Origin of the sequence: Campylobacter sp. BCW_6464 (assembly GCF_001762775.1) — a bacterium.
GTDB classification, from domain to species: domain Bacteria; phylum Campylobacterota; class Campylobacteria; order Campylobacterales; family Campylobacteraceae; genus Campylobacter_D; species Campylobacter_D jejuni.
This window is the reverse complement of sequence record NZ_MJXM01000078.1, coordinates 1-17235: the sequence shown is the minus strand read 5'-3', so window position 1 is coordinate 17235 and position 17235 is coordinate 1. Positions and strand designations below refer to the sequence as shown.

At 28.8% G+C, this 17235-nt stretch carries 15 protein-coding genes and 4 pseudogenes; 8 read left to right on the top strand and 11 right to left on the bottom strand.

Annotated features, from left to right (window positions below):
- Positions 1-7: 7 nt before the first annotated feature.
- The 3 genes from acs to tupB form a co-directional block, all read right to left on the bottom strand.
- Positions 8-1981, bottom strand: coding sequence for an acetate--CoA ligase (gene acs, locus AJ885_RS08160; protein WP_070210374.1), 1974 nt, complete (start codon positions 1979-1981; stop codon positions 8-10).
- A gap of 137 nt (positions 1982-2118) precedes the next feature.
- Complete coding sequence (gene tupC / locus AJ885_RS08155; RefSeq protein ID WP_044778913.1) at positions 2119-3114, bottom strand: tungstate ABC transporter ATP-binding protein TupC; 996 nt, start codon at positions 3112-3114, stop codon at positions 2119-2121.
- 1 nt (position 3115) lies between these two features.
- The gene (gene tupB / locus AJ885_RS08150; RefSeq protein WP_002871132.1) at positions 3116-3802 is read right to left on the bottom strand and encodes a tungstate ABC transporter permease TupB; all 687 of its coding nucleotides are present in this window, start codon (positions 3800-3802) and stop codon (positions 3116-3118) included.
- A 78-nt stretch (positions 3803-3880) separates the two neighbouring features.
- Here tupB and tupA point away from each other — a divergent pair, with 78 nt between their 5' ends.
- The 4 genes and pseudogenes from tupA to AJ885_RS08130 all read left to right on the top strand — a co-directional run.
- Positions 3881-4690 carry a tungstate ABC transporter substrate-binding protein TupA gene (gene tupA, locus AJ885_RS08145; protein ID WP_002862184.1) on the top strand — a complete coding sequence of 270 codons (810 nt, stop codon included), beginning with the start codon at positions 3881-3883 and terminating at the stop codon, positions 4688-4690.
- A gap of 139 nt (positions 4691-4829) precedes the next feature.
- A pseudogene (locus AJ885_RS08140) lies at positions 4830-5390 on the top strand (5-oxoprolinase subunit PxpA).
- A 9-nt stretch (positions 5391-5399) separates the two neighbouring features.
- A pseudogene (locus AJ885_RS10515) lies at positions 5400-6118 on the top strand (5-oxoprolinase subunit B family protein); the annotation flags it as partial.
- Positions 6104-6926, top strand: a pseudogene (locus AJ885_RS08130) (biotin-dependent carboxyltransferase family protein); the annotation flags it as partial. The pseudogenes AJ885_RS10515 and AJ885_RS08130, both read left to right, overlap by 15 nt.
- On the opposite strand, the gene AJ885_RS08125 reads toward AJ885_RS08130, so the two are convergent.
- Positions 6912-7808, bottom strand: a complete 897-nt coding sequence (locus tag AJ885_RS08125) for a DMT family transporter (protein WP_070281082.1) — start codon at positions 7806-7808, stop codon at positions 6912-6914. The pseudogene AJ885_RS08130 and the gene AJ885_RS08125 overlap by 15 nt on opposite strands.
- A gap of 32 nt (positions 7809-7840) precedes the next feature.
- Positions 7841-8419 carry an NAD(P)H-dependent oxidoreductase gene (locus AJ885_RS08120; protein WP_002867872.1) on the bottom strand — a complete coding sequence of 193 codons (579 nt, stop codon included), beginning with the start codon at positions 8417-8419 and terminating at the stop codon, positions 7841-7843.
- Positions 8420-8518: 99 nt separating this feature from the next.
- On the opposite strand from AJ885_RS08120, the pseudogene rrpA reads away from it, so the two are divergent.
- Positions 8519-8865, top strand: a pseudogene (rrpA, locus tag AJ885_RS08115) (MarR family transcription factor RrpA).
- The gene (locus AJ885_RS08110) at positions 8853-9302 is read left to right on the top strand and encodes a lipocalin family protein (RefSeq protein ID WP_070278710.1); all 450 of its coding nucleotides are present in this window, start codon (positions 8853-8855) and stop codon (positions 9300-9302) included. Before rrpA ends, AJ885_RS08110 begins: the two are co-directional and overlap by 13 nt.
- Before the next feature lies 1 nt (position 9303).
- Here AJ885_RS08110 and AJ885_RS08105 read toward each other — a convergent pair whose 3' ends face one another.
- On the bottom strand, positions 9304-10380 hold the full coding sequence (locus AJ885_RS08105) for an NAD(P)-dependent alcohol dehydrogenase (protein ID WP_070281081.1): 1077 nt from the start codon (positions 10378-10380) through the stop codon (positions 9304-9306).
- 452 nt (positions 10381-10832) lie between these two features.
- Between AJ885_RS08105 and AJ885_RS08100 the strand changes: the two genes are divergently transcribed.
- Positions 10833-11711 (top strand): aminoglycoside 6-adenylyltransferase, encoded by an 879-nt coding sequence (locus AJ885_RS08100; RefSeq protein WP_070274150.1) that lies wholly within the window; start codon positions 10833-10835, stop codon positions 11709-11711.
- A gap of 152 nt (positions 11712-11863) precedes the next feature.
- On the opposite strand, the gene AJ885_RS08095 is transcribed toward AJ885_RS08100, so the two are convergent.
- The 5 genes from AJ885_RS08095 to AJ885_RS08075 all read right to left on the bottom strand — a co-directional run bounded on the left by AJ885_RS08095 (position 11864) and on the right by AJ885_RS08075 (position 16066).
- Positions 11864-13141 carry a hypothetical protein gene (locus AJ885_RS08095; protein WP_070281079.1) on the bottom strand — a complete coding sequence of 426 codons (1278 nt, stop codon included), beginning with the start codon at positions 13139-13141 and terminating at the stop codon, positions 11864-11866.
- A gap of 54 nt (positions 13142-13195) precedes the next feature.
- Positions 13196-13951: a carboxymuconolactone decarboxylase family protein gene (locus AJ885_RS08090; RefSeq protein WP_070281076.1), complete on the bottom strand. Its 756-nt coding sequence runs from the start codon at positions 13949-13951 to the stop codon at positions 13196-13198.
- 107 nt (positions 13952-14058) lie between these two features.
- On the bottom strand, positions 14059-14478 hold the full coding sequence (locus AJ885_RS08085; RefSeq protein WP_052858450.1) for a cupin domain-containing protein: 420 nt from the start codon (positions 14476-14478) through the stop codon (positions 14059-14061).
- Positions 14479-14536: 58 nt separating this feature from the next.
- Positions 14537-15514 (bottom strand): aldo/keto reductase, encoded by a 978-nt coding sequence (locus AJ885_RS08080; RefSeq protein WP_070274640.1) that lies wholly within the window; start codon positions 15512-15514, stop codon positions 14537-14539.
- A 126-nt stretch (positions 15515-15640) separates the two neighbouring features.
- Positions 15641-16066, bottom strand: coding sequence for a MerR family transcriptional regulator (locus AJ885_RS08075; protein WP_044794524.1), 426 nt, complete (start codon positions 16064-16066; stop codon positions 15641-15643).
- Positions 16067-16289: 223 nt separating this feature from the next.
- On the opposite strand from AJ885_RS08075, the gene AJ885_RS08070 reads away from it, so the two are divergent.
- Positions 16290-17235: cache domain-containing protein (locus AJ885_RS08070; RefSeq protein ID WP_214283772.1), on the top strand; the 946-nt coding region annotated here is incomplete at its 3' end.

Below are 17235 nucleotides of genomic sequence, written 5' to 3'. Positions count from 1 at the left end.
ACCTTGGTTATTCAAACTCGGCCTTAGCCAATTTAACAATGGTTTCTACTACTCCAGAATCTTCAAGTGTTGAAATATCTTGTTTGATTTCTTCACCTCTTGCTATAGTTCTTAAAATTCTTCTCATTATTTTACCACTTCTAGTTTTTGGCAAACCTGGAGTATAAAGAATTTTTTCTATTTTAGCTATAGGTCCTATCTCTACTCTTAAAATGTCATTAAGTTCCTTTAAAGTTTCTATAGCTCCGCCAAGATCACAACTGGATGCAGGACTTAAAACCACAAAAGCAAACAGTGACTCGCCCTTAATCGCATCCAAAATACTCACTATAGCTGATTCTGCTACACTTGGATGTTTAGCAATAGCACTTTCAATTTCAGCCGTTCCTATACGATGTCCTGCAACATTAACCACATCATCTGTTCTTCCTGTGATGGTAATATAACCATTTTTATCATAAAAAGCACCATCGCCACTAAAATATACAGCTTTTCCATCTTTTCTAGCTTGAGAAAAATAACTTTCTATATAGCGTTCATCATTACCCCAAATTCCACGAATCATCGAAGGCCAAGGTTTGGTTATACAAAGCAATCCATCTTCACCTTCATCTTTTTTATTGCCTTCTTCATCAATAACTTCTGCAAAAATTCCTGGCAAAGGCAAGGTAGCACAACTTGGTTTTAAAGGAGTAGCGCCTGGTAAAGGCGTGATCATATGTCCACCTGTTTCTGTTTGCCACCAAGTATCGACTATAGGACTTTTAGCTCCCCCTATTTCATCATAAAACCACTTCCAAGCACTAGGATTTATAGGCTCTCCAACCGTTCCAAGCACTTCAAGCGTACTTAAATCATATTTTCTTGGCTCATCAGGCGCATCAGCATGAAGCATTCTTATGGCAGTTGGCGAAGTGTAGAATTTGCTTATTTGATACTCTTCTATCATTCTCCACCAACGCCCAGAATTTGGATAAGTAGGAGTTCCTTCATGCATTATAGTCGTTGCTCCACATGCTAAAGGCCCATAAACTACATAAGTATGTCCTGTAATCCAACCCACATCAGCACTACACCAATAATTATCATAATCTTTAATATCAAAAACCCATTCCATAGTCATTTGTGCCCAAAGTATATATCCTGCACTTGCATGCATAACTCCTTTTGGCTTGCCCGTTGATCCTGAAGTGTAAAGCAAAAACAACAAATCCTCGCTATCCATGATTTCGGGTTCACACTTATAAGACTCATTTTTCACAAGTTCGTTATAAACATAGTCCCTTCCTTTAACATATTCTATAGGCTCATTATTGCGTATAACTATAAGTACTTTTTCTACACTTTCACACCCTTCACTTAAAGCCTTATCTACTGCAGGTTTTAACATATAAGGTTTGCCACGACGAAAAGCACCATCAGCCGTTACTACAAGTTTAGCTCCTGCATCTATAATTCTATCTCTTAAGGCTTCAGGAGAAAACCCTCCAAATACCACACTATGAATAGCCCCAATCCTTGCACAAGCTAACATTACTATAGCTGTTTCTGGAATCATAGGCATATAAATTACAACCCTATCGCCTTTTTTTACTCCGAATTTTTTAAGCAAATTGGCTGCCTTGCAAGTTTCATGCAATAATCTTCTATAAGTATAAACTTCATAATCCCCCATTTCACCTTCAAAAATCAAAGCAGCTTTATTGCGTCTTGTTTTCATATGACGATCAAGACATTGATAGCTTACATTTAAAGTTCCACCTTCAAACCATTTATAAAATGGAGCTTTATCCTCATTTAGCACTCTTGAAAAAGGCGAAAACCACTCGATCTTCTCAAGTGCTTGTCTTTTCCAAAAACCTTCAAAATCTTCCTTGGCTTCATCGCATAAATCATAGTATTCACATAAATTTTTTATACGAGCATTACGAGAAAATTCTTTACTTGGCTTAAAAAGCTCTTGATTATTTTGATTAAGCATAAAAACTCCTTTATGATTATTTTTAAACATTATATAAGAGTTTATTTGTATTAAATACAAATTTAAAAAATAATTAAGATAAATTTTATAAAAAATGAGAATATTTGTAATATTTTATTTAAATTTTATAATGTATGTTAATTTAAGAAACATATTGCATCTTCATAAAAATAAAGACTGAGTTCTTTGTATAATTTTAAATCGAATTTTAAAAATTCTTGTTTTTCTAAAGCAAATTCTAAAATTTTATCCATACAACTTACCCTTATAAAAACATCACTTTTCCTACTTCTAAGTGCTATAATATAACATTTTTCTAAAATAAACTCATAATTATTTTTTGGGATATTTTTAGAATTAAAAAAAGAAATTTTATAAGGATCAATCGCAATTTTACTTGGAGGTTTTTTAAAATCTTTATATTTTTTACAATTACTAAAATCTATAAAATTACAAAATTTTACACCTTGATTTTCTAGCTCAAAAACATTAGTATTTTCAAATTCTAAAATTTCTCCACTGTGTAAATAAAGTTTTTTTTGAGCCAAAGAATCTAAAAAATGTTTATCATGGCTTGCGATTAAAAAACCTGTATTGAAATTTTCGTGCATTTTAAGAATAGCTTTTTTAAATAAAAGCGTAGTATTTTTATCCAAAAAAGCACTCGGTTCATCAAGTAAATAATACTTCGCTCTTACGCTTAAAGCTATAGCAAAAGCTATTTTTTGACTTTGTCCTGATGAAAGTTCATTAGGATATTTACTTAAAAGACTTTCATCTAAATTTAAAAACATCAAACTTTCTTTTATACGTTCTTCGATATCTTCTTTAATCCCATAAGTTTTTAAAGTAAATAAAAAATTTGCCCTTACGCTACGATTTAACAAAATAGGCTCTGGAAAAAGCAAATAAATTTCACGCTTTTGTTTATTATTAAGTTTAAAATTTCCAAAATAAGAAATATTTTTTGAAAAATCTCCTTCTAAAAATTTTAATATTCTTAAAAATGTAGATTTTCCACTTCCATTCGTTCCCATTAAGATGCTAATTTTACTTGTATCAAGTTTTAAATTTTTAATTTTTAAAACTTCTTTGTTTTGATAGTTGAAAAAAAGATTAGAAATTTCTATCATTTTATGTTCTTTTAAGTTTGTGTGTAATGAAATTTAAACAAAAGGCAATGAGAATTAAAACCAAAGCCAAAGCTATACCACTAGCAAATTCGCCTTTGTTGGTTTCAAGAGAAATAGCCGTGGTTATGGTTCTAGTGTCGTATTTAATATTTCCACCCACTATCATCGCTACTCCTACTTCTGCTACAATGCGTCCATAAGCTAGTGCAACGACGCTAATCAAAGCAAAGCGTAATTCATAAATCATCATTAAAACAAGTTTTAAAGGACTTAGGTGAAAAGATTTTATAAGTAAAAAATGTTTTTTATTCATATTTTCTATCAAATTTGAAAAAAGTGCGATCACTATAGGAAGTGCTAAAATAAACTGCCCTAAAATTAAAGCCTTTATAGTAAAAAGTAGTCCAAATTCTCCCAAAGGTCCTCGACTTGAAATCAGTGCATAAAGTATAAGTCCTACCGCAACTGTTGGAAAAGAAAGGCTAGTATCTATGATAAGTTTTATAAAGCGTTTAAATTTAAAATCAAAAAAGCCTAAAATAAATCCCAAAGGAAAACCTATGAGCAAAGCTAAAACTATAGAAATACTTGAGCTTAAAAGTGTAGTTTTTATAGCTGAAATTACACTTTCATCAGCATTAAAAAGTAAAAATAAAGCTTGTTTAAAACCATCAAAAATATAATCCAAAAATATCCTTTTTAAAATAAGTAATTTTAGCATAATTATGCTAAAATATTTTTTTATGTAAATTTATAAGGAGAAAAAATGAAAAAAATCATTTCTTTAGCCCTTGCTTTAGCTTTAAGTGCAAGTGCAGCAGAACTTAAAATGGCAACCACAACAAGCACTGACAATACAGGACTTTTAGATGCTCTAAAGCCTCTTTATGAACAAGAAAGCGGCAATACCTTAAAATGGGTTGCAGTAGGAACAGGTGCGGCTTTAAAAATGGGTGAAGATTGCAATGCTGATGTACTTTTTGTACACTCTCCAAAAGCAGAAAAAGAATTTATAAAAAAAGGTTTTGGCGTGGATAGAACCCCTGTGATGTATAATGATTTTATCATCATTGCGGATAAATCAATAGCTTCTAAATTTAAAGGCAAAAATTTAAAAGAAAGTTTAGAACTTATCAAAAATGAAAAACTCACTTTCATCTCAAGAGGCGATAAATCGGGTACTGATAATAAAGAAAAAAGTCTTTGGAAAGATCTTGGTGGTGTGCCTGAAAAAGAAAACTGGTATCAACAAAGTGGACAAGGTATGCTAGCAAGCATTAAAATCGCTGAAGAAAAAAAAGGTGTGATTTTAACTGATCGTGGCACTTATATCAAATATGAAGCCAGTGAAAAAGGAAATCCAAGTTTAGTCATTGTAAATGAAGGTAATGATAGCCTTAAAAATTTTTATTCTGTTATAGCAACAAATCCTAAACATTGCAAAAATGTTAATTATACTGAAGCTAAAAAATTTATCAATTGGCTTACAAGTGACGATACTTTAAGTTTTATTAGCGGATTTAAACTGCTCTATAAACCTTTATTCGTAGTTGATGCAAAAACAAGGAAAGATTAAAATTAAGCAGGTTTTAGCCTGCTTAAAATATTATTTTTACTTATTGTAACTTTTTTATTTATTTTTCAAAACTTTCAGCTTATTTAAAATTCTTCTTTAGATACAATAAAATCAATAATTAAATATACAAGGTCAAATAATGTTCAAAGTAGATTTAAATAGTGATTTAGAGGAAAGTTTTGACACCTATAAAATGGGAATGGATGAAAAAAATTTTAAAATTTGTAAGCTCAGCAAATGTCGCCTGTGGCTTTCATGCGGGTGATCCTTGTGTAATGGATAAGACCTTAAATTTAGCCAAGCAAAATGGTGTTTGCATAGGAGCACACCCATCTTATCCTGATCTTTTGGGTTTTGGAAGACGCAATATGCAAATAAGCTTTGAAGAAGTCAAAAACCATGCTTGTATCAACTAGGAGCTTTGGCTTTACTAAAACAAAAAGTATGAAAATATAATATTTTAAGCTCATGGCACACTTTATAATATAGCAGCTATTGATAAAAATTTAGCGATAAACGCGTTGTAAAAATGATAAAAGAAGGCAAAGTTACAAGCATAAATGGCAAAGAAATTGATTTAAAAGCGGATAGTATTTGCGTTCATGGGGATAATGTACAAGCTTTAGAATTTGTTAAAAAAATCAAAGAAAATTTAGAAAAAGAACAAATTCAAATTTGTGCTTTGGAAAATTTTATATAGGTTTTAACAATGTTTAGTGTGCATTTTAGTGGAAGCAAGGCTTTGCTTTTGCTTTTTATTAAACAAGAAATTTCACCTCAAATCAATGCTTATGTTTTAAGCACGAAACAAAGGATACAAAAAGCCCTAAAAGAAGGTGAAATTTATAATATTGATGAGTTGATAAGTACTTATGCAAGCTTGCTTATATACTTTAATCCTTGTATACTTTCTTTAAATTCTTTGCTTGATTTTTTGAAAAAAATTAAAAAGGATATTAAACTTACGGAGCAAAACTCAAGTCTTTGTATAGAAGTTCCACTTTGTTATGATGAAGAATTTGGACTGGATTTAGAATTTCAATCAAATTTAAAAAGAAGAACTTATATCTCTTCACACTAAGCCTTACTATCTTGTTTTTATGCTAGGTTTGGCAGGTTTTCCTTATCTTGGAGGTTTGGACAAAAAACTTTTTACCCCACGCCTTTCAAGCCCTAGAGCAAAAATAGAAGCTGGAAGTGTAGGTATAGCCAATAAACAAACAGGAGTTTATCTTATTTCAAGTCCAGGGGATTGGTAAATCATTGCTAGAACATCTTTGGAATTTTTTGATAAAGAAGATGAAAAAATTCCACTCTTTTAAAAGCGGGTATGTTTTTAAAATTTAAAGCCATTTCAAAAGATGAATTTTTTGAGTTCCAAGAGCAAGTTGCTAAAAAATCTATCAAAAGGAAATTTATGAGTATAAAATCATTGAAGCATTTATAAATTCGAGTTTGCAAGACTTTGGTAGAAAAAAATTTGCTAAATTTGGCATAGCAAGAAGTGGGGCTATGGATGAAGATGCCTTAAGAATGACAAATATCTTACTTGGAAACAAACAAGATGAAGCAGGAATTGAGCTTTATTTAAAGGGTGGAAAATATAAATTTTTATATGAGAATTATTTTGTTTTAAGTGGGGCTGAATTTGAGGCAAAGCTTAATAATCAAAAAATAAAAACTTGCAAGGTATATAAAGCAAATAAAGGCGATATTTTAGAACTTGGTTTAGCAAAAATAGGTTTTCGTGGGTATTTATGCGTAGCAGGTAGCTTTGAAGTAAAAAGTTTTTTAAACTCTAAATCCAGCGATGCTAAAATGAGAGTTGGAATTTTTAAAGGAAGAGCTTTGCAAAAAGATGATATTTTAAATACTCATGATACTTTTACACCTTTTAATTTAGAAGCTAGAGAATGTGAAAATCCTATTTTTAAAAGCTCAAAAGATCCTATTATACGCGTTATTTTAGGAACAAATAAAGATGTTTTTACTCAAAAAGGCATAGATGCTTTTTTAAATACTAGTTATAAAGTGTGATAGAATGGTGATTTATACAGAATCTAGCAAAAGTATAGAGCATAAAAACTCAACAGATATTATTTCAGATCCTGCAGTTTTTGGAAGCATACAGGTACCAAAAAGTGGTATTCCTATCATTTTAATGGCAGTAGGACAAAGCACAGGAGACTATACAAAAATAGCCACGGTTATAGAAAATGATCTAAGCTTTTTTGCCATAAATATTGATAAAATATATAGCACCTATAGCCAAGGCACAACCTAACAAGGTAAGTGCATTTGGCACCTCATCTAGTATAAAATAGCTGCAAATTAAAGCACTAGCAGGAGTGATTAAAACAAAAGAATTTGCCTTAACACTCCCTAAAATGTGAATCCCATAATAATAAATACTAGTACCTATAATAGTTGATAAAAAAGCAACGACAAACATACTGATCCAAAATTTAAATTCAAAATGAAAAATTTCATAACTTTTTACATCAAACAATACCCAAGAAAACATTAAAACAGAAATGAGATTAATATAAAAGTTAATCGCCAAAGGGTGAGCTCCTTTGGCTTTATGATTAAACACTGCTATCAAAGCCCAAATAAAAGAACAAGTTAAAAATAAAATATTAAATTTACCAAATAAATCTTCTAAACTCCCTAAATTTAACAAACAAAATCCAGATAATAAACCTAAAAATAATCCTAAAATTTCACTCTTTGTGATCTTGTGAGTTGATTTTTTATCTTTTTGAAATAATATCGCTATCATAAATATAAAATAAGAAAAAATAGGAATCATAGTTGTAACCAAAACACCGCCTTTTCCAGCTAAACCATGCTTAATGGCAATAAAAAATACAAAAGTATAAAACCCATTTAAAATTCCTGCTATCAGCACCCATTTTAAAATAGATTTTTCAAGCCTTAAAGGAATTCTTAAAAAGCCTAATACCATCAAAGAGCCTAGCAAAACAAAGAAAAAACGCCAAAAAGTAATCACAGAAGTATCAGCATAAGCTGATAAAATCTTAGAAGTAGGCCAAGATGAGCCCCATAAAAACATAACTAAAACAAGCAAGATATACAAATACTTTGTTCGAGTCAATGTTACACCTTGAAATTTTTAAGTCAAATTTTTTAAAAAATTTTTTTCAAGTGTAGTTCATACTCGTTTAGATATTTTTCCACTTGAGGATTTTTTACCACATCATTACACATAAAAGTTGGTAAAGCTTTCATACCTATAAATTCATGAGCCTTATGCAAATGCCAATACACCATATCTACACCCTTTCCTTCAAAAAATTCATTTTTATCATTAAAGGCTTCAAGAGGTGCATTCCAAGTGAGAGAAAACATGTATTTTTTACCATGATCTAAACCACCTTTTCCGTAGTTTTTACTAGGATTTTCATGAGTTCTTCCATCATTTTTAAAAAGCACTCCAGCACCCAAACCAAACACTTCATCGATATATTTTTTAACTATCCAAGGCTCGCCCATCCACCAAGCTGGCATTTGATAGATCACAGCATCAGCTTTTATAAATTTTTGTATCTCTTCTTTAGGATCATATCCTTGATCTATGTGAGTTTGATCTACTTCGTATCCTAATGTTTTTAAAATTTCTAAAGCATGATTATGCAATGTTAAATTAAGCTGTCCTTTTGAACTTCCAAATTCTTTAGCACCATTAAGCAAGAGTATATTTTTCATTTTTATCCTTTTTTAAATTTTATGATACAATTATAACTTAGCATAATATCATTTTCAATACAGAAAATAAAGTAAGATACTATACTAAAGGAATGTTAAATGACTAAAGAGAATTCTCAGTGCAATTTCGAAGAATGTGGATTTAACTATACTCTAGCATTAATTAATGGAAAATATAAAATGAGTATTTTATACTGCTTATTTCGCTATGAAATCGTGCGTTATAATGAACTCAAACGCTTTTTAAGCTCCATATCTTTTAAAACTTTAACCAATACCTTAAGAGAACTAGAAAATGATGGTTTAATTATCAGAAAAGAATACGCTCAAATTCCACCCAAGGTAGAATATAGCTTATCCAAACGCGGACAAAGTTTAATTCCCATTTTACAAGCTATGTGCAAATGGGGCGAGAAAGACAAAAAGGAAAAAAATGCTTGAATTAATTGGCGAACTTTCTTTACAAAATTATATGGGAGAATGGCTTGAAATGGCTAGAAAACCCGCCTTTTTTCAAAAATCTTGCCTAAATTCAAAGGCAAAATACGAGCTTAAATATAAAAATGGTGTTCCTTATGTAGAGATTGAGAATTTTTGCAGTAAAGAAAATGAAATTTCAAGCATAAAAGGTAAGGCAAAAATCGTTTCAAATAGACAATTAGCAGTGAGATTTAATATCTTTATGAACCTTTTTAATAGAGTAAATTATGAAATCATTTTTATTGATAGCGAGTATAAAGTTGCCATTGTGGGTAGTCCTGATAAAAAATATCTTTGGATTTTAGCAAGAAATATAATAGATGAAAAAAGCACAAAAGAGCTTTTAGACATCGCTAAGCAAAGAGGATTTGACATTAGCGATGTAGTTTTTGATAAGTATTAAATTATTCTTTTGTCATATCAATAACATAGCGAAATTTAGCCTTTCCTGAGGTTAGATTTTCATAAGCTTTATCGATTTCTTGTGGGGTAATAAGCTCGGTTTCTGGATAAATTCCATGTTTTAAAGAAAAATCAAGCATTTCTTGAGTTTCAGCAATACCGCCAATTAACGAACCATAAACCTTTTTGCCTGCCTTATGCACAAGCTCATTTATGCCTATATTTACCTTATCTTCCACAGGAGGTAAGCCAACTATAGCCATTTCGCCACCAAATTTAAGTAAATCCAAATAAATGGCAGGATTATAAGGCGTTGGAATGGTTGAGATGATTAAATCAAAGCGTTCTTTTACGGCGTTTTTATCAGTGCTTGTGTAAAATGAGCTTACACCCATAGCCAAAGCATCGGCTTTTTTGTTTTCATTTCTAGCAAAAACGCTAACCTTTGCATCCATTTTAACAGCGTATTTTACAGCCATCATACCAAGTCCGCCAAAGCCTGCTATAGCAACGCTTGAGCCTTCTTTTATCTTAGAAAATTTTAAAGGCGAGTAAGTGGTAATACCCGCACAAAGCAAAGGTGCAACCTTATCCATCGGTGCACTTTTTGGCACACAAATGGCAAATTTTTCACTTACAACTATGTTGTTTGAGTAGCCCCCATAAGTGTTTTCATTGCCGTGAAATACATCACAACTATTGTAAGTAAAGATGGTTTTGCCATTTTCGCAAAACTGCTCTTGTGAGCGTTTGCAAGCATCGCATTCACCGCATGAATTTACCATACAACCAACCCCTGCGTAATCTCCTACTTTAAATTTACTCACATTTTTACCCACAGCAATCACTTCTCCTGCTATCTCATGCCCAGGCACACAAGGATAAGTAGCCTCTCCCCACTCGCTTCTTGCAGTGTGAATATCGCTATGACAAATACCTGCATATAGGATTTTAATCAAAATATCATTATCGCCAATAGCATGGCGACTAAATTCAAAAGGTGTGAATTTCGCATCCTTGCTAAGCATTGCATAGCCTTTACTTGCGATGCGATTGTTTTCTAAAATTTTGTATTGCATTTTTGCTCCTTTTTTGATTTTTTATAATTATAAAACATTAGAGTAGCTATAAGTCAAGAGTGAAAATAATTTTTTAAAAATTAGAAAAATACTTGATGTGTTAAAATTTTTTGATTGTTTAACGTATTTTTTTATAATGTTAAAAATCTTTAGAAATTTTAAAATATAAAAGAATTTATACCGCCAAAGCTACTTCTAAATATAAAGAAATTGTGTGATAAAGGAGCGATTTTAAATGAATGGAATATATAAAATAAAACAAATTTTTATAGCGAAGATTTCTTAGAGATTTTATTTTCTTATCCTTAAACAAGGATAGAATTTTTAATAAAATATAAAAATATCTTAAAAATTTATGAAAATTTAATATTTTTAAAGTATATCAAAATGGATAAAAATCATTATTATATAAATATAAAACTTTTAAGATTTTTTTTAAAAGGAATTTTTAGATGCAAAGCAAAAAAAGAATTTTAGAAAAAATTAAAAATATTGCTTTTATTTATAAACAAATTCGTCTTATAACACTTGAAGGTTCAAGAGTAAATAAGAAAGCTAAAAAGGATAAATATCAAGATTATGATATTTCATTTTTTCTAAAATCTAAAAATTTGAGAAAATTATTAAACCTAAACAAAAGCAAAGATATCAAAAAAGCAAAATTACCTAAATTTATTAAAAATTTTGGAAAAATTTTATTTTATCAAGCGCCTGAAAGCTTTGAATTCTATAAAGCTGATTTGCCTAAAAATTGGGTGAGTTTTTTGGTAATTTTTAAAAATGGAGTGAGAATAGACTTTAAATTTATCCCCCTAAAATCATTGAAACATTATTATAAATTTGAACCTTTAAGCAAAGCGCTTATAGATAAAGATCAAAGATTTAAGAAAACTCAAAATGAGAATGTTTTTTGCATTAAGAAACCAACAGAAAAAGATTTTGATGAAATATGCAATGAGTTTTATTTTACTTTTACAAAATTAGAAAAAGCTCTTTTAAGAAAACAATTTATAATGTCAAATTATTTGTTAAATTCTATGCGTGAAACACTTTTTGATATGCTTAGTTTTAAAGTCGGACTTAAATTTGGTTTTGAAATTTGGCTAGGTAAACAAAATACTGATATTCTAAACTTTTTAAAGCAAAAAGAAATAAAAATTATCTTAAATTCTTTTAATACTACTTCACTTGAACAAATTGAAAAAACAAGAAAAAAGCTTGAAAATTTATTTCACAAAAACACCAAATTTGTAGCAAAAAAGAATGACTTTAAGCTTTTTTCTTATCGAAAAAATGTAAAAAAATATTGCAAAATTTTAAGAAAATTATAAAGTTATTTTATTTTTCTTTAATAGAAACTGCTTTTATTTCGCATTTTTATAGTCTTTAAGTTCTTTTAAACTGATATATTTAAAAATAAGTGCAATTTATACTAAAGTAAAATATTTTAACTTATACTTTGCACTTTAACTTTCCTTTTTTATCAAAAATCTTTATCTAAAACATATTTTTTATCTATTAGAAATGACTTTTTTAGTTTCTTATTTTCTTCTTTTTTGCTTTGTATATAATATACATCTTTTGCATCTGAAAGAATATATAAATCTTTTACTTTTAAACCTTCTTCATTTTCAATAAAGCTGATATTATTATCTAATAATTTATTTTTTACAATTTTATTTTTACTTAGTGTCATTTCTTCTACCTTAAAATTGCCTATTTTCAAATAAGAAGTAATATTTTCATTTAAAAACATAATAGATAAAAATAAGATAATAGTGTTAATCAAAGCAAAAAATTTAAAACTTTTAAAGTCTTTAAAACACAATTGAAGACTAAAAAATATAAAAATAATTAAATAACCAATACCCAGATAAATATAATTAACTTCTTGAGATTTAATGATGATAAAAACACTAATAATAGCAATAGCTATATATATTACAAATATTAACATTGTTTGTGTTGCAAAAATTTCAAAGTTATTTGATGAAATTCTATATTTTTTTCCAAAAAAATATAATGCACCATTTGCAACTATAAATACAATAGCAATAGATATTAATAATAATATACTGGGTTTCTGTAATGTGATAAAAGTGATAATGGATGAAGTGATATAAATTATAAAAGGGATTCTTTTTGGTATTTTAAAATATTGTTTATATAGTTCTCTTGAAAAAGAAAATATTCCCATGTAGAAAAAACTAAAAATTCCTCCAAATAAAACTCCTGTAATTGCCAAAGCAGTTGCCTTTTGGCTATCCAAAAAAGGAATGGTTTTTGTTTGCAAAGAATGTAGAATGAGTATAAAAATAATTATGGAAAATCCAGCCAAAATTGTAACTTGAAATAAATCTTTTGAAGTTTGCAAAATTGATTTTGAAAGTTTAATAAAATCTTTTTTATCTTTTCTTGTCTCATAGCGTTCTTCATATTTTTTAAATTCAACTTTAGAGTTAAACTCAAGCTCTTTTAACTCTAGTTTGGAAATATTTATCATATATAAATCAAAATAAAAATAAATTTCATCTTCTAAATCATCAAATTCTTGGGGATTATTTTTAAATTTTTCATATTCTAAATTTTCAAAAAATAAAATTTCTTTTTTTATCAATTTTTCTAATTTTATATTTATTTCTTTTATATTTTTACAATTTGCAATTTCATAATTGCTTCTTTCCTTTTCAAGCTTTTTTATCAATTCTTGGCATTCTTGTAATCTTTTTTCTTTTATATTCAATAAAGTTTTAAAGTCCATTTTTTAATCCTTTCATTCAATAAAAATGCAACATAAATTTTTAACATAAAAAAATTATAAAGTCAAACTATCTAACACAGCAATTGCATTTAAAGCCTTTGGATAACCGATATATGGAATAAGAGCTGCAATGATATTTAGCAAATCTTTTCTACTTTGTCCCATGTTAAGATTGCCTTGTATGTGAGCTTTTACTTGATTGTCTAGCCCACCAAGTGAGATAAGATACACAAGGGTTAAAAGCTCCCTAGTTTTTAGATCAAGTCCTGTGCGTGTATAGTAGTCTCCAAAACAATTCGCACTCAAAAAATCATTTATAAAAGCTTTATCTTCTGGGGTAGATTCTATCATTTTAGTGATATTGGCTTCACCAAAAATAGCATTTTGTATTTCCCTGCCTTTTATTTTGCGATTTTCTTGCGTAGTGGTGTCTTGTGAAGTCAAAGATAAGGCAATATTTAGTTTTTTAAATGCTTTATTACAAAGACTTAAAAAATCACATACTCTAGCAAAACCCACATAAGGCGTAGCTTGATAAATCACTTCTTTGATGACAATAGGACTTATATCATTCTTGATTGCACCTTGAAGTAAAGCTTTAAACTCTATTTTTCCACCTACTGCTAAAGTAGAAGCAAGGGTGATTAAAAAATATTTTTGTGTATCCAAATTTGCTTTTACAAAACTCTCGTCAAAAGTAAAATTTATGTGATTGATAAAATACTCTTTATCACTTGCAAAAAATTGATCCTTTTTTGCTCCTCCTAAGAGTTTTTCAAAAATTTCTCTTGCTTTTTGTCTTAATTGCATGGTTTTATCCTTTGTGGTTTTTAAAATTTGCGAAAAAAGAGCATTTAAAATACTCCAAAAAACATAAAAGTTTTTATAAAATTTTTGCGTTTTATTTACAAATTTCTTTACTCTCTTGCTTCTTTTAAGGCATTTTCATATTCTTCATCACTTACAAGCTCAAGCCATTCTACATTTTTACCTTCTTTCTCGCCTGTAAGTGCTATGTGTGCTCCACTACTTGTATTAGTCGCACCATGAAAATGCTTTACTCCTATAGGACAGCTTATCACATCGCCTTTTTTGGCTATAAAGGCTTTTTGACCTAGAACTTTTGTGATGATTTCACCCTCTGTTACGATTAAGGTTTGTCCTTGAGGATGAGTATGCCATGCACTTCTAGCACTGGCTTCAAATTCAACCAAAGCTCCACTAAAATTTCTCCACTCGTTTGATTTAAACATCATAGAAACTTTTACATTTTTGCTAAAAAATTTACTATCGCCTTTAAAACTTCCATGAATTCCTTTACTTTCAAGTTCTTGCATTTACACTCCTTTAACAAAACTACATAAAACCATTACAATAAGAAATAAACCAAACTTTTTATTTCCCAACTCTAAGAGCTGCTTCACCGGCATACCGATCCCCTTTGATTATTATTTTTTCTAAAATACTCTTTAAATGATTTAATTCTTCTTGAGTAAAATCAATATTAACAGCATTAATATTTTCTTCTAATCTTCGTAAATTTGTTGTTCCAAAAATAGGTGCAATAAATGTTTTTTGTGCTAAAACCCAAGCAAGAGCAATTTGTGCTAAAGTAGCATTTTTAGCTTTTGCTATATCTTCTAATGCATAAACTAAATCCAAATTAGCTTTTAAATTCTCGCTTTTAAAACGTGGAACTTGTGATCTAAAGTCATTATTTTCAAAAGTAGAATTTGCATCAAATTTACCTGCTAAAAATCCTTTTCCTAAAGGAGAAAAAGGAACAAAACCTATATTTAATTCTTCCAAAACTTTTAAAAGTTCTTTTTCTGGTTCTCTCCACCATAAAGAATACTCACTTTGAACCGCACTAAGCGGAAATACTGCGTGAGCTTTTTTAATACTTTGCACCCCTGCTTCACTCATACCCCAAGCCTTAATTTTTCCTTCTTTGTAAAACTCGCTCATTAAATTAGCAACTTCTTCAACTGGAACATTTGTATCGACTCTATGTTGATAATAAAGATCTATACAATCTGTTTGCAAACGCTTCAAACTACCTTCTAAACTTTGTCTGATTTTACTAAGTGTACTATCGACAATTTGCTTAACACCCTCAATCCTGACACCAAATTTTGTTGCTAATACCACTTCATTTCTAAAAGGTTTTATTGCTTTACCTACTAATTCTTCATTAATAAAAGGACCATAAACTTCGGCTGTATCAAAAAAATCAATACCAAGATCCTTTGCCCTATGAATGAGTGTTATCATCTCTTTTTCATCTTTAGTTTCTCCATAACCAAAGCTCATTCCCATACAACCAAGTCCTAAGACACTTACTTCCAAATTTCTTAATTTTCTTCTTTGCATTTTTATCCTTTTTTTATTTTTTATTAAAAACTAATAGTTCTTAATTATTAAAACATTTTTCTATCATGTTAATCAAAAGTATAAAACCTAACATCTGGTGTAAGTCAAGAATAAAATTAAATATTTTTAAATTTTTACTCGTTTTTTCCGTTTAATATAATCTTTACTTAAAGGATTTAGCTCATCTTTATTTTCCATAACCATTTTTTCATAATAATCTATTTTAAAATCAAGTTTTTTTATAATATTCTCCAATTTTTTCATATCCTTTAGTGTTTTTTCTTTTAATTTTAAAATAATCTCTAATCTCTCTTTTGCAGTACTCTTTCCTTTAGCACATAAAAAAATATATCTTTTAAGATCCTCGATACTCATGCCAATTTGTCTATAACAATCCACCCAAATCACCCATTCTAAATCTTTTTCACTAAAATAACGCACTCCATTTTTATCTTTTTCCACAAAGGGAAATAAACCTTTATCTAGCCAAAACCTAAGTGTTCTACTAGAAACTCCTGTTTTTCTTTCTACCTCTATGATCGTATAAGCCATTCTAATCCTTTATAAATATAAATTTCATACAATTCAATTTTTAACTAAATATTTTATTATTTTATATTAATGCTACTTTTTAGAAAAATACATATAATTTTCAATTAATATAATTAAATTTTTAAATTTTCAAGATAAAAGTCAAGAAATATTTTATATTTTTTGATAAAATAATACTAGATTTAATTTTAAATTTAAAAATAAATACAAATAAAGGAAAAAAATGAATAGTATAAAATTTAAGCTTTCTCTCATTGCAAATTTAATTGCAATTTTTGCCTTAATTATTCTAGGTATTGTAAGTTTTTATTTTACAAAAACCTCACTACATGAAAGTACTCTTAAAAATCAAACTGACCTGCTTAAAGTTACGCAATCTACTGTTGAAAATTTTAGGTCAACAAATATATCTTTTACCGAGAATTTAGAAAAAGATATAATAAATTTACCTTATCAATCTTTAAATACCGAAGAAAATATTATTAACAATGTTGGTCCAATATTGAAATATTATCGCCATAGTACAGACGCATTAAATACTTATTTAGGTTTAGCAAATGGAAAAGTTTTACTCAGCGAACAAGCTAATGATAACAAAAAAATAATGCCTAATTTATATGATAATTTGGATATAAAAGCAAAAGAATGGTATCAAGGAGCGTTAAAAACGAATAATGTTTTTATTACACCAACATATTTAGATACTGCAACAAAACAATATGTGATAACATATTCTAAAGCTATTTATAAAGATGGTAAATTTATTGGGGTGTTAGGTATAGATATGCCATCTGAAGATTTACAAAATTTAGTTGCAAAAACTCCTGGAAATACTTTTTTATTTGATGAAGAAAATAAAATATTTGCTGCAACCAATAAAGAATTATTAAATCCGTCTATTGATCATTCTCCAGTTTTAAATGCATATAAGGCTAATGGAAATTATAATTTTTTTACCTATGGATTAAAAGGACAAGAAAGACTTGGAACTTGTACTAAAGTCTTTGCTTATACAGCTTGTATTACCGAAAGCGCTGATATTATAAATAAACCTATTCATAAAGCTGCATTTATTCAAGCTATTGTTGTCATTATTGTAGTAGTATTTAGCGTCATCCTCCTTTATTTCATCGTATCAAAATATCTCTCTCCACTTGCAGCTATCCAAA

Coding starts and splice junctions, on each gene's coding strand:
- acs (WP_070210374.1), bottom strand. CDS start 1,981: ATGCTTAATCAAAATAATCAAGAGCTTTTTAAGCCAAGTAAAGAATTT.
- tupC (WP_044778913.1), bottom strand. CDS start 3,114: ATGATAGAAATTTCTAATCTTTTTTTCAACTATCAAAACAAAGAAGTT.
- tupA (WP_002862184.1), top strand. CDS start 3,881: ATGAAAAAAATCATTTCTTTAGCCCTTGCTTTAGCTTTAAGTGCAAGT.
- AJ885_RS08120 (WP_002867872.1), bottom strand. CDS start 8,419: ATGAAAAATATACTCTTGCTTAATGGTGCTAAAGAATTTGGAAGTTCA.
- AJ885_RS08110 (WP_070278710.1), top strand. CDS start 8,853: ATGCTTGAATTAATTGGCGAACTTTCTTTACAAAATTATATGGGAGAA.
- AJ885_RS08105 (WP_070281081.1), bottom strand. CDS start 10,380: ATGCAATACAAAATTTTAGAAAACAATCGCATCGCAAGTAAAGGCTAT.
- AJ885_RS08100 (WP_070274150.1), top strand. CDS start 10,833: ATGCAAAGCAAAAAAAGAATTTTAGAAAAAATTAAAAATATTGCTTTT.
- AJ885_RS08095 (WP_070281079.1), bottom strand. CDS start 13,141: ATGGACTTTAAAACTTTATTGAATATAAAAGAAAAAAGATTACAAGAA.
- AJ885_RS08090 (WP_070281076.1), bottom strand. CDS start 13,951: ATGCAATTAAGACAAAAAGCAAGAGAAATTTTTGAAAAACTCTTAGGA.
- AJ885_RS08085 (WP_052858450.1), bottom strand. CDS start 14,478: ATGCAAGAACTTGAAAGTAAAGGAATTCATGGAAGTTTTAAAGGCGAT.
- AJ885_RS08080 (WP_070274640.1), bottom strand. CDS start 15,514: ATGCAAAGAAGAAAATTAAGAAATTTGGAAGTAAGTGTCTTAGGACTT.
- AJ885_RS08075 (WP_044794524.1), bottom strand. CDS start 16,066: ATGGCTTATACGATCATAGAGGTAGAAAGAAAAACAGGAGTTTCTAGT.